At 71.0% G+C, this 13,880-nt stretch carries 4 protein-coding genes; all 4 read left to right on the top strand.

From position 1 onward, the window contains the following. On the top strand, nt 1-4,149 hold a 4,149-nt coding region (locus ABZ348_RS13910; RefSeq protein ID WP_358932629.1), incomplete at its 5' end, for an amino acid adenylation domain-containing protein. Beyond that, nucleotides 4,146-11,369 carry an amino acid adenylation domain-containing protein gene (locus tag ABZ348_RS13915; RefSeq protein WP_358932631.1) on the top strand — a complete coding sequence of 2,408 codons (7,224 nt, stop codon included), beginning with the start codon at nt 4,146-4,148 and terminating at the stop codon, nt 11,367-11,369. The genes ABZ348_RS13910 and ABZ348_RS13915, both read left to right, overlap by 4 nt. 299 nt (nt 11,370-11,668) lie before the next feature. Further along, on the top strand, nt 11,669-12,490 hold the full coding sequence (locus tag ABZ348_RS13920; RefSeq protein ID WP_358932633.1) for a 2,3-dihydro-2,3-dihydroxybenzoate dehydrogenase: 822 nt from the start codon (nt 11,669-11,671) through the stop codon (nt 12,488-12,490). Between the two features lie 167 nt (nt 12,491-12,657). Then, complete coding sequence (locus ABZ348_RS13925) at nt 12,658-13,863, top strand: isochorismate synthase (RefSeq protein ID WP_358932635.1); 1,206 nt, start codon at nt 12,658-12,660, stop codon at nt 13,861-13,863. Nucleotides 13,864-13,880: the final 17 nt, after the last annotated feature.

Genomic DNA, 13,880 nt, shown 5'->3' on the forward strand with positions numbered 1-13,880 from the left:
ACCCACCAAACCCACCACTGGCACACCACACTCACCCACCTCCCCGAAGAAATCCCCCTCCCCACCGACCGACCCCGACCCCCCACACCCAGCCAGAACGGCGATGTGGTGGCGTTCGCGGTGTCCGAGGAGACTGCCCAGGGGCTGACCAGGATCGCCCGCGACTCGGGCGCGACCATGTTCATGGTGGTGCACGCCGCGGTGGCGGCCCTGCTCCACCGGCTCGGCGCAGGCGACGACATCCCCCTCGGCACCCCCGTCTCCGGCCGTCAGGACGAGGCGCTCGACCACCTCATCGGCTTCTTCCTCAACACGCTGGTGGTACGGGCGGACGTGTCGGGCGCCCCGACCTTCACCGAGTTGGTGGAGCGCGTGCGGGACGCGGGCCTGACCGCCTTCGCCCATGCGGACCTGCCGTTGGAAGCGGTGGTGGAGGCGGTCGACCCGGAACGTTCGCGTTCGCGCAATCCGCTGTTCCAGACCATGGTGACGTACTACGCCGTGGAGTCCGATGTGGACGAGTTCCTCGGGTTGCCCGCCGAGGAAGTGCCGCTGGAGATCGGTGGATCGAAGGTGGATCTGGAGGTGGCCTTCGCCGCCGCTGACGGCGGTGGGAAGCTGTCGGGCGGCATCCGGTACGCGACCGACCTCTTCGACCGGTCCACCGCTGAAGCGCTCACCGGTCGACTGTTGCGCCTGCTGGACGCGGTGGCCGCCGACCCGACGGTGGTTGTCGGAGAGATCGAGGTGTTGGAGCCCGCCGAGCGACGGCGCGTGCTCACGGAGTGGAACGACACCGACAGGGAGCTGAGTGGACCTGACACCCTCGCGGCGTTGGTGTCCGCAGGCAGCGCGGCGGCCTCCTCCCGGCCCGCACTGGTCCACGAGGGCGCCGAGCTGTCCCGAGTGGAGTTCGATGCCCGGGTGAACCGGCTCGCCAGACTGCTGATCGGTCGGGGAGTCGGCCCCGAGTCGGTGGTCGGTGTCGCGCTGCCCAGGTCGTTCGACCTGTTGGTGGCGATTCATGCGGTGGTCCGTGCCGGTGGCGCCTATCTGCCGCTCGACCTGGAACTGCCGGGCAACCGGCTGGGGTACATGCTGGACACGGCCGACCCCGTCTGTGTAATCACCGAACGCGCCGCGCTGACCACCCTCCCCACCGGGGTGGAGCCGATCGTGCTGGATGCGCCGGGCATCAGCGCTGAGCTCGCCTCCCTGCCCGGCCACGAGGTCGACGACACCGAACGGATCACACCGCTCCGGCCCCACCACCCCGCGTACGTCATCTTCACCTCCGGGTCCACCGGCCGTCCCAAGGGCGTCCTGGTCTCCCAGGGTGCGATCGTGAACCGGCTGCGCTGGATGCAGGGCGCCTACGGACTCACCGCCCACGACCGGGTGCTCCACAAGACACCGGCGAGCTTCGACGTGTCGGTGTGGGAGTTGTTCTGGCCGCTCGCGGAGGGCCATCCGTTGGTGATCGCCCGACCCGACGGCCACAAGGACCCGGAGTATCTGGCCGCCCTGATCCGCGAGCAGCAGATCAGTGTGCTGCACTTCGTCCCCTCGATGTTGCAGGCGTTCCTCGGTGAGATGGAGGTGTCGTCCTGCCCCTCGCTCCGACTGGTGGTGTGCAGTGGCGAGGCCCTGCCGGGCGATCTGGTGGCCCGGTTCCACGAGTCCGCCGGGCGGGGCACGGTCACCCTGGAGAACCTCTACGGTCCGACGGAGGCCGCGGTGGACGTCACCGCCTTCTCCTGCCCTCCCGGTTCATCGGCCGCCGATGCCGCTTCGGCGCCGATCGGGTCACCCGTGTGGAACACCAGGGTGTACGTGTTGGACGCCGGTCTGCGCCCGGTGGCACCGGGCGTCGCGGGCGAGCTCTATCTGGCGGGCGCACAGCTCGCGCGGGGCTATGTGGCACGGGCCGCGCTGACGTCGGAGCGGTTCGTCGCGGACCCGTTCGGTGCTCCGGGCAGTCGGATGTACCGTTCGGGCGATCTGGCGCGCTGGCGGCACGACGGACAGTTGGAGTACCTCGGCCGCGCCGACGACCAGGTGAAGCTGCGCGGCTTCCGGATCGAGTTGGGTGAGATCGAAGCCGTACTGGCGGACGCGCCCGAGGTGGCGCACGCGGTGGTCGTGGTCCGGGAGGATCTGCCGGGGGTGCGCCGGCTCGTGGCGTACGCGGTCCCGGTGGCCGGTGCCGCGGTGGACCTCGACGGGCTGCGGCTCAGGGCGGCCCGGCGGTTGCCGGAGTACATGGTCCCGTCGGTGTTCCTGTCCCTCGATGCCCTGCCGACCACGGTGAACGGCAAGCTGGACCGGCGTGCGCTGCCGGCGCCGGAACCGGTGGTGGCAGCGTCCCCGTCCACACCGGTGCGGGCGGGTGAGGGGCCGTTGGCGGTGCTCACCCGGTTGATGGGAGAGGTGCTCGGCAGGCCCGCGGTCGGGCCGGACGACAACTTCTTCGAACTCGGCGGCGACAGCATCGTCTCCATCCGGTTGGTGAGCCTGGCCCGCAAGGCCGGGGTGACCATCACCGCACGGCAGGTCTTCCAGCACCCGACGCCGGCACAACTGGTCTCCGTCGCCACGGTGGCAAACGGTTCGGTTCCCACTGCACGCCCGGTGGACGACGGTGTGGGAGCACTGCCGCTGCCGCCGATCGCGCAGTGGTTCGCCTCCCGCGGTGGGCCGTTCGAACGCTTCGCCCAGTCGCGGTTGATGGTCCTGCCCGCCGGGGTGCGCGACGAGCATCTGACTGCTGCGCTCCAGGCCGTGCTGGACCACCACGACGGCTTGCGGCAGGTCCTGTCCGTCCCGCGGCCGGGGCTCTGGGCGGCTGAGGTCCGCCCCCGCGGCACGGTCGACGCGGGCGCCTGCTTCCACACCGTCCCTGCGGTGGGTGCGGACGGCGTGGCCCTCGACGGTGAAGCGCTGCGCGAGCTGATCGCCGATGCTTCGGTGCGGGCCGGTGCCGGTCTCGATCCGGTCGCAGGCCGGATGGTGCGGGCGGTCCGCTTCGATCGCGGCCCGGGAGCATCCGACAGGCTGCTGCTGATCGCCCACCATCTGGTGGTGGACGAGGTGTCCTGGCAGATCCTGCTGCCGGACCTCCGGGACGCGCATGAGGCCGTGGCTGCGGGCCGGACCCCCGTACTGGATCCGGTGGGTACGTCGCTGCGCGCCTGGAACACCCATCTGCTGGCGGAGGCGCACCATCCGCGCCGACTGGCGGAGCTGGAGCGCTGGTTGGACGCGGACGTGTGCGAACGGCTGCTGACCGAACGGCCGCTCCGTGCCGACCGGGACACCGTGGCCAGTGCGCGCGAGTTGACGGTGGAGCTGTCGGCGGAGCGTACGGCGCCCCTGTTGGAGGCGGTGCCTTCGGCGTTCCACGGCACGGTCAACGACACGCTCCTGACGGCGTTGGCACTGGCCGTGGGCGATTGGGCGGCGCGTGCCGGACGCTCGGCCGGTGGCGGCGGTGTGGCCGTGGAGTTGGAGGGCCACGGCCGGGAGCAGGAGTTGCTGCCGGGTGCAGACCTGACGCGCACGGTCGGCTGGTTCACCAGTCTGTATCCGCTGCGGCTGGGCGCGGGCGCCTATGATCCGGTGGCCGTCCTTGCAGGTCAGGAGGATGCCGGGGCCGCTCTGAAGGAGGTCAAGGAGCTGCTGCGGGCGGTGCCCGACCAAGGTGTGGGCGCCGGACTGCTGCGGTACGCCAACGCGGCGACGGCTCGACTGTTCGATGCGGGCGCCCGCCCTGAAGTGTTGTGGAACTACCTGGGTCGGCAGACGGCGGACGTCGTTGAATCCGACTGGGGGCCGGCCGGTGAGTCGGACGCAGTCGCGGTGCGGCCCGACCCTGCGACTCCGCTCTCCCACGCCCTGGAGATCAATGCCGAGATCGTCGCCGGCGCGGAGGGGCCGCGGTTGACCGCCTCCTTCATCTGGGCGGGCGACGCCCTGCCGCAGACGACCGTCAGCGAGATCGCGGACGGTTGGCTGACCGCCCTGGACGCCCTGGCCGCCTGGGCGGACGGGGACACTGCCGGGGGCCACACGCCCTCGGACCTCGACCTGGTCGACCTCGACCAGGACCAGATCACCATGCTCGAAGCAATGTGGAGGGACCAGCAGTGACGCAGGCTCGTATCGAGGACATGCTTCCGCTGTCCCCCTTGCAGCAGGGCATGTTGTTCCACTCGGTGTACGGGGGTCCGGAGGCGGACGGCACCGATGTGTACACGGTTCAGGTGACGGTCGCGCTGGCCGGGGAGGTGGACGCCGAGCGGATGGATCGCGCGGCGGCGGCGCTGCTGCGCCGACACCCCAATCTGCGCGCGGGCTTCTGGCACGAGGGCGTGCCCCAGCCGGTTCAGTTCATTCCGTCGGCGCTGAAGATATCCCTCACCCGGGTGGATCTGTCGGACGCCGTACGGGGCGCGAAGGGCACAGGGGGCACGGATCCGGCGGCGGCGCTGCGCCGGTTGGAGCGGGAGGAGTTGGCGCAGCGTTTCGCGTTGCACCGGCCGCCGTTGCTCCGGCTGGTGTTGGCCCGCATCGGCGCCGGTGACCACCGTCTGATCATCACCGTGCACCACATCCTGGTCGACGGGTGGTCGATGCCCCTGCTGGTGGGGGATCTGCTGGCCCTGTACGAGAGCGACTCGGACCTTTCGGCACTCGCCCCGGTGCGTCCCTACCGTGACTACCTCCAGTGGTTGAAGCGGCAGGACCGGCCGGCGGCGGAGCGTGCGTGGCGCACGGCGTTGGAGTCCTTCGACGAGCCGGCTCTGGTCGCGCCCGTCGATCCCTCGCGTTCGTCGGTGCGTCCGGGCACGGTGGGGGTGGAGCTGACGCAGGACGCCACCGCCCGGCTGACAGCGGCGGCGCGCCGGCTGGGGACCACTCCGAGCACTCTGATCCAGTGCGCCTGGGGGCTGGTGGTCGGTGGGCTGACCGGCCGGGACGACGTGGTGTTCGGGCTGACGGTGTCGGGGCGGCCGGACGAGATCCCGGGTGTGGAGTCGATGGTGGGGCTGTTCATCACCACGGTTCCGGTGCGGGTGTCATTGCGGCCGGCCGAGAGCGTGTCCGCTCTGTTGCGGCGGTTCCGTGACGAGCAGAACGCCCTGCTCGCCCATCACCATCTGGGGCTGCGGCTGATCCAGAAGCAGTCGGGTGTTGCGGAGCTGTTCGACACGCTGGTGGTCATCGAGAACTATCCGGTGGATCCGGATGCCCGTCCCGTGTTGTCGGACGGGTTGCGCGTCACCGATGTGCAGGCGCGCGATGCCACGCACTATCCGCTGACGCTGGCCGTGTCCCTGGAGGAGCGGGCGCACCTCCAGTTGGAGTACCGGCCCGATCTCTTCGACGAGCGCGGGGCCGCGGCGATCGCGGATCGGCTGGAGCGGGTGCTGGAGCAGCTCGGCGGGGACGTGGACGCTCCGGTGGGTGCGTTGGACCTGTTGACGGCTGCCGAGTCGCAGCAGTTGCGGGACGGCTGGAGCGGACCTGTGCGGACCGTGCCCGTGGGCACGGTGGCGGACCGGTTCACCGAGCGGGCGGCTCTGGCACCGGATGCGGTCGCGGTGGTGTCCGGGACGACTGCCTGGACGTTCGCCGAGGTGGAGGAGCGGGTGGCGCGCCTGGCGGGGCTGCTCGCGGCACGGGGGGTGGGGTCGGAGTCGGTGGTGGCGCTCGCGGTGCCTCGGTCTGCGGATTCCGTGGTGGCGATCCTGGCGGTGTTGCGGGCGGGCGGCGCCTATCTGCCGCTCGATCTGGACTATCCGGCGGACCGCTTGGCGTACATGATCGAGGACGCGGCGCCGGTGTGCGTGTTGACGACGACGGCGGCCCTCGGGCTGCTGCCGGCCGACTGCGTGCCGGAGCGGATCGTGCTGGACAGTGCGTGGACGGCGGCGGAGCTGTCGGCGATCGGTTCGGGGTTCATCCCGTCCCCGGTGGATCCGCAGAGTCCGGCGTATGTGATCTACACCTCGGGTTCCACGGGGCGTCCCAAGGGTGTGGTGCTCACCCACGGCGGGTTGGCGAACCTCTACGCCAACCATGTGGAAACGGTGTTCGCCCCGGTGGTGGCGGCCGTCTCCGGGCGGGGGATGCGGGCCCTGCACACCGCGTCGTTCAGTTTCGACACCTCGTGGGAGCAGTTGTTCTGGCTGGTCGCCGGGCATGAGTTGCATGTGCTCGACGAGGTGGAGCGGCGTGATCCGGAGTTCGTGGTGCGCTATGTGCGCGAGCGGCGGATCGACGCCATGGACGTCACGCCGACGTATGCGCAGCAGTTGTTGGAGTGGGGGTTGCTGTCGGCGGATGCGCACCGGCCGGCGTTGCTGCTGTTGGGCGGCGAGGCGGTGCCGGACGTGCTGTGGTCGCAGGTGCGGGCGGCCAGCGGTGTGATGTCGGTGAATCTGTACGGGCCGACCGAGTACACCGTGGACGCCCTGGCGGCGGATCTCGCCGACGGTACGGCCCCGGTGGTGGGCCGGCCGATCGGGAACACCTCGGCGTACGTGTTGGATGCCGCGTTGCGTCCGGCGCCGCCCGGGACGGTCGGCGAGCTGTATCTGGCGGGCGCGGGGACGGCGCGAGGCTATCTCGGCCGACATGCGCTCACCGCGGAGCGTTTCCTCGCCGACCCGTACGGTCCGGCCGGGGGTCGGATGTACCGTACGGGCGATCTCGTACGGTTGCGGGGCGACGGCCAGTTGGAGTTCCTGGGCCGTGCCGATGACCAGGTGAAGATCCGGGGGTTCCGGATCGAGCTCGGCGAGGTGGAGGCGGCGCTCTCGGGGGTGGCCGGGGTGCTGACGGCGGCCGTGGTGGTGCGCGAGGACGCACCGGGGGTGAAGCGGCTCGTGGGCTATGTGACGGGGGCTGTCGATCCGTCCGATGTGCGGGGGCAGTTGGCCGCAGCGCTGCCGGAGTACATGGTGCCGGCGGCGGTCGTGGTCCTGGCCGAGCTGCCCACCAACGTGAACGGCAAGTTGGACCGGTCCCGGCTGCCCGCTCCTGAGCTGAGCGGTGCGCAGGGTTCGCGGGCACCGGCCGATGAGCGCGAGGAGGCGCTGTGCCGGGTGTTCGCCGAGGTCCTTGGGCTGAAGTCGGCGGGTGTCGACGACGACTTCTTCGCTCTGGGCGGGGACAGCATCGTCTCGATCCAGCTGGTGACCCGGGCGCGCAAGGAGGGGTTGGTCCTCACTCCGCGCGATGTGTTCGAGCGTCGTACGGTGGCGGGGCTCGCCCGGGTCGCGTCCAACGGGGAGCGTTCGGAGCGGGCTGCGGTCTCGGGGCCGCTGGTGACCCTGGACGAGGCACAACGCGCGGTGGTCGATGCCGCCTTTACGGACGCCGAGGAGATCCTGCCGCTCTCCCCCCTCCAGGAGGGGTTGTACTTCCACGCCGTCTACGACGACAGGGCGTTGGACGTCTATCTGATGCAGAACTTCGTCGAGTTGCTGCACGCGGTGGACACGACCGCACTGCGGGCCTCGGTCGACGCGCTGCTGCGGCGGCATCCCAATCTGCGTTCGGGCTTCTGGCACGACCGGTTGGACGGGCCGGTGCAGGTGGTGCCGGCCCGTTGGGAGGTGCCATGGCGGGAGGTGGACTTCACCGGCCTGGACCGGGAGGCACAGGACGCGGCGTTGCAGGACTTCTCGTTGGCGGACGCGGCCACGCGGTTCGATCTGGCGGATCCGCCGCTGCTGCGGGTGACGCTGATCAAGTTCGCCGAGGACCGTTGGATGCTGTGTCTGACACAACATCACATCCTGACGGACGGCTGGTCGGAGTCGTTGTTCTTCGAGGAGCTGTTCGCGCTGTACGCGCGGGGCGGCGACATCGAAGGGCTGGCCCCCGTCACTCCGTACCGCGACTATCTGCGCTGGCTCGCCGGTACGGATGACGAGGCCGCGGCGGCTGCCTGGCGGAACCATCTCTCGGGGCTGGACCAGGCGACGCTGGTGGCGCCCGTCGATCCGACGCGCGAGCCGGTGACGGCCGATGTGGTGGAGGTCGTCCTCGACGAGGTGACCAGCGATCGGCTGCGGAGCTTCGCACGCGGCAGTGGGGTCACCCTCAACACGGTGCTGTCCACGGCGTGGGCGCTGGCCCTGTCGGGGATGACGGGACGCGACGACGTGGTGTTCGGCGCGACGGTCTCGGGGCGCCCGGCGGAGATCGCCGGAGTGGACCAGATGATCGGCATGTTCATGAACACCCTGCCGTTCCGGGTGTCGTTGCATCCGGCCGAGCCGCTGCGGGACCTGCTGGTGCGCGTCCAGCAGGAACACGCAAAGCTACTGCCGCACCACTATCTGGGGCTCGGTCGCATCCAGCAGCTCAGCGGTGTCGGTCAGCTCTTCGACACGCTGTACGTGTTCCGCAACACGCCGTTGGACGACGCGGCGCGCTTGGAGGCCGTGGAGCGCCATCAGATCGGTTGGACGCACAGTGTCGACGGCACCCACTATCCGCTCACCCTCGCGGTCACCCCGGAACGGGCGCTGGAGCTGAGCCTGGCGTACCGGCCGGACCTCTACGGGCACGAGGAGGCGGAGCGGCTCGCCGGGCGGCTCACCCTGCTGGTGGAGCAGTTGGCCGACGGCGGGGCGGCGCCCGTCGGGCGGTTGGCCACGCTCCTGGGCGACGAGCGTGCGGAGCTGCTCGCCACGGGCAGTGATCTGGGCTACGAGGTCCCGGACATCTCGGTGGTGGACCTCTTCGGTGCCCAGGCACGGGCCACTCCGCAGGCGACGGCCCTGGTCTTCGACGCGGAGCGGCTGACCTACGCCGAGTTGGACGAGCGGGCGAACCGCCTGGCGCGGGCCCTGGTGGCCCGGGGCGCCGGGCCGGAGCAGGTGGTGGCGCTGGGGCTGCCGCGGTCGGCGGACTTCGTGGTGGCGCTGTTCGCGGTGCTGAAGACGGGTGCCGCCTATCTGCCGTTGGACCTGGACCATCCGGTGGAGCGGCTCGCGACCATGGTGGCGGACGCCCGTCCGCTGTGCCTGGTCACCAATGCCCGCGGCCCGGCCCTGACCGGAGTTCCCCTGCTGGCCCTGGACTCCGCGCGGACGGAGTCGGAATTGGCGGCGCTGCCCGGAGGGCCCCTGGCGGATTCGGAGCTGACCGGTCCGCGCGATGGTGCCCATCCCGCCTATCTGATCTACACCTCGGGCTCCACCGGGCGCCCCAAGGGTGTGGTGGTGCCGTACGCGGGTCTCACGAACATGCTGCTCAACCATCGTGAGCGGATCTTCGCCCCGGCGATCGAACGGGCCGGTGAGCGGGCCGCGGGTCGGCCGCTGCGGGTCGCCCACACGGTGTCGTTCGCCTTCGACATGTCATGGGAGGAGTTCTTCTGGCTGATCGACGGCCATGAGGTGCACGTCATCGGCGAGGAGCTCCGGCTGGACCCGTCCGCGTTGACCGCCCACTACGACCGGGTCGGCATCGACGTGGTCAATGTGACCCCGTCGTACGGACAGCAGTTGATCGACGCCGGACTGTTGGACGAGGACCGGCACCGGCCGCTGTTGGTGCTGCTCGGCGGCGAGGCCGTGCCGGACGCCCTGTGGTCACTGTTGGCGGACACCGAAGGCACGATGGGCTACAACCTGTACGGGCCCACCGAGTACACGATCAACGCGCTGGGCGCGGACGTGGCCGACAGCGTCCGCTCGTGCGTCGGCCGGCCGATCTACAACACCCGTGCGTACGTGTTGGACAGTGCGTTGCGGCCGGTGCCGGTCGGGGTGCCGGGCGAGTTGTACCTCGCGGGTGCCGGGCTGGCTCGCGGCTACTTCGAGCGGCCGGCGTTGACGGCCGAGCGGTTCGTCGCCGACCCGTTCGGCGCACCGGGCACGGTGATGTACCGGACGGGCGACCTGGTGCGGTGGCGGTCCGACGGGGCGATCGACTACCTGGGGCGCACGGACCACCAGGTGAAGATCCGGGGCTACCGCATCGAACTGGGCGAGATCGAGTCCGCGGTGGCCGGCGCGCCGGGGGTGGCCGCGGCTGCCGTGGTGGTCCACACCAGCGCGGCGGGGGTCAAGCGGCTGGTGGCCTACACCGTCGCCGCGAGCGACGCCGACCCGCGGGACATCGAGCCGGCACGACTGCGGGAGAGGCTCTCCGCGGCGCTGCCCGAGTACATGGTGCCGTCGGCGTTCGTCGCCGTGGCGGCGATGCCGCTCACGGTCAACGGCAAGGTGAACCACGCCGCGCTGCCGGTGCCGGACTTCGGCGACGGTGGCGGTGGGCGCGGGACCAAGGACGCCCGCGAGGAGTTGCTGTGCCGGGTCTTCGCCGAGGTGCTGGGCCTGGAGCGGGTCGGGGTGGAGGACAACTTCTTCGAGTTGGGCGGGCACTCGCTGCTGGCGATGCGCCTGGTCGGCCGGATCAGGGCGGAACTGGGCGTGCCGGTGCAGGTCGCAACGGTGATGTCCGCGCCGACGGTCGCCGACATCGCGACCCGGATCGGCTCGGACGCCCGACGCGACGCACTGCGGATGGTGATGCCCCTGCGGGAGCGCGGCACGCGGGAGCCGTTGTTCTGTTTCCATCCGGCGTCCGGCTTCAGCTGGCAGTACACGGGGCTGTTGCGGCATCTCGACCCGGCCCGTCCGGTGTACGGGGTGCAGTCGCCCGGTCTCACGGGCGCGCTGCCGGACGTGGACGACGTCACGGCCCTCGCGGAGGTCTACCTGACCGAGATCCGTACCGTGCAGCCGCAGGGCCCGTACCACTTCGTGGGGTACTCCTTCGGCGGGACGGTGGCGCACACGCTGGCGGCGCTGCTCCAGGAGCGTGGCGAGGAGGTGGCGTTCCTCGGTCTGCTGGACGCCTATCCGCCGGAGACGGAGGACTGGGCCTTCGTGGACGCCCCCGAGTGGCGCGAGCAGTTGGAGCGGGAGGAGAGCGGTTTCCTGTTGTCGGTCGCCGGCCTCGGGGCCGAGGGGGCATCCGGCGGCGAGCCCGCTGCGGGTGCCGTCAGCACGGAGGAGGCGATGGCGGCCATCCGGGACAGCCAGGGCTTGTTGGCCGGCTTCGACGACGAACTGCTCGGTGCGATCGTGGACACCAATGTGCACTGCGTCCGATTGCTGTCGCGCAGTTCGTCCCGTCACTACACGGGCGATGTGGTGTTCTTCACCGCCGCCCGTACGACGGACGCCGAGGACGCGCCCCAACGGGTGTGGCCGAAGTATCTGACCGGTGCGCTCACCGAACACGTCCTGGACTGTTCGCACGACGAGCTGATGGACCCGGAGCAGCTGGCGGTGATCGGTCCGGTGCTGGATGCGGCCCTGGGGGCTGCGCGGACGGTCTGAGCCGTGTGCGGGGGCGGTGCCGGACTCCGGGCATCGCCCCCGCGGTCCGCCGGCGCACGGTCGGGCCCCTCGCCCCCGTTCGGAACGACTCCGCCGTGCCCGGATCGACGGGACGCCGGGGCGTGGGCTGGCGGGATCTCTCCCCTGGGCCAGGGGCGCGCCCTCGCGCACCGGCCCTCGGAAGTCCTTCCGGCGGCCGGCCAGTTGCCTGTCCTCGCCCCGTCCCGGACGTGATGAGTACCAGGGTGGGCCAATGGCTGAACTTAGGTTAGGCTCACCTAATAACGAGGAGGATGCTCATGCCTGACCACGGAGCGTTCGGCGGAGAATTCGCCGGCCGCGTGGCACTCGTCACCGGCGCCGGACAGGGCATCGGCGCAGCCGTGACGTGCGCGCTGACCGCTCTCGGCGCAACGGTCGCCGCGACCGATCGAGCCGCCGACACCGTCTTCGCCCTGGCCTCGACGCTCACCGACGAGTTCAAGGACAGCCCTTCGGCCGGCACCGTCACCCCCTTCCCGCTGGACGTCACCGACGTGCACGCGGTCGAGGAGACGGTAGGCCGGGTGGAGCGCGAACTCGGTCCGGTGGACGTCCTGGTGAACGTCGCGGGCATCCTGCGCACCGCGCCCGCCATCGAACTGACCGACGAGGACTGGGCGGAGACCTTCGCCGTCAACACCACGGGGGTCTTCCACCTCTCGCGGGCCGTGGTCCGCCGGATGGCTCCCCGTCGCCGCGGCTGCGTGGTGACCGTCGCCTCCAATGCGGCGGGCATCCCGCGCCCGCAGATGGCTGCGTACGCCGCGTCCAAGGCCGCCGCCGTCATGTTCACCAAGTGTCTGGGCCTGGAGATGGCCCGCACCGGCATCCGCTGCAACGTGGTGGCGCCCGGCTCCACCGACACCCCCATGCAACGGGCCCTGTGGAACGACGCATCGGGGCCCACCCGGGTCATCGACGGCGATCCGCACCCCGACGCCTACCGCACCGGAATCCCCCTGGGCCGGATCGCCGACCCCGAGGACATCGCGGACGCCGTGGTCTTCCTGGCCTCCGACCGCGCCCGGCAGATCACCATGCACGACCTGTACGTCGACGGCGGCGCCACCCTGCGCTGATCCCTCCCGTGTCGAACCGACCGCGGGCCGGCCCCGAGCCGAGCCGCGTACGAACGGCCCCGGGGCCCGATCGACAGAAACGCTTCCTCTCCGGAGCCACACCCGCAAGAGACCTTCCCCGCACCCCTCACCACACCGCACCCTTCACATCGAACAGAGGAGTCACCGTGTCGACGGCTGCCCACCAAGTCGCCACGCAGAGAACGACGGCCGCCCCGGCACACCCCGCAGTGGGAGCGGCCACCTCTCTTCTCGACGCCTACCGCCCGGGGGACCGGTTCCTCGCCACCCCCACCCGCACGCTGCTCGCGCAAGGAGTGCACCAACGCGTACCCGAAGGAAGCCAGTCGCTCGCGCACCGGGTGGCGACCGCCCTCGACGAGGCCCGTTCCTCACAGGCGGCCCCCCTCGTCATGGGCGCCATCCCCTTCGACCAGTCGGCTCCCTCGGCGCTCGTCATACCGCAGGGCGTGCGCTCGGGTCCCGCGCTGGCAGCCGACCCGCTCATCGCCCTCCCCGCCGAGAGCGCTCCGGCCGTCGAGTGGGAGATACGCAACGAGCCGGAGCCCGAGACGTACGCCAAGGGCGTGGCCGCGGCCGTGGACCGCATGTGGCGGGGCGAGTTCAGCAAGGTGGTCCTGGCCCGTACGCTCACCCTGTCCAGCGCAGACCCCCTCGACCTCCCCCCGATGGTGCAGCGGCTGGCCCGGCGCGACCCCTCGGGCTACACGTTCGCCCTCCCCACCTCGCCCGGCCGCACCCTGCTGGGCGCCAGCCCCGAACTCCTCGTCTCCCGACGCGGTGAACTCCTCATCGCCAACCCGCTCGCCGGCTCCATTCCGCGCAGCCCCGACCTCGCCGAAGACGTACGACGTGCCGCCGGTCTCCTCCAGTCCGCCAAGGACCTCCATGAGCACGCGGTCGTCGTCGACGCCGTACACCAGGGCATGGCCCGGTTCTGCGGCAGGATCGACGTACCGGCGCGTCCCACCCTGATCAGGACCGCCACCATGTGGCACCTGTCCACGACGGTCACCGGCGTGCTCGCCGCACCCGAGGTCTCCGCACTGGAGATCGCCTGTGCCCTGCACCCCACCCCGGCGGTGTGCGGCACGCCCACCGCGCTCGCCCGCAAGGTGATCGGCGAGACCGAGACCTTCGACCGGGGCTTCTTCACCGGCATCGTCGGCTGGGGCACCCCGGACGGCGACGGCGAATGGGTCGTCACCATCCGCTGCGCCGAGGCCACCGAACGCTCCATGCGGCTCTACGCCGGCGCCGGTGTGGTCGCCGCGTCCGAGCCGGAGGCCGAGACGGCCGAGACCGCGGCCAAGTTCCATACCTTCCTCAATGCAGTGGGAGCCCAGCTGTGACCGCCTATCCCGCAGAA

It is taken from the genome of Streptomyces sp. NPDC005963 (genome assembly GCF_040638655.1).
Taxonomy (GTDB): Bacteria; Actinomycetota; Actinomycetes; order Streptomycetales; family Streptomycetaceae; genus Streptomyces.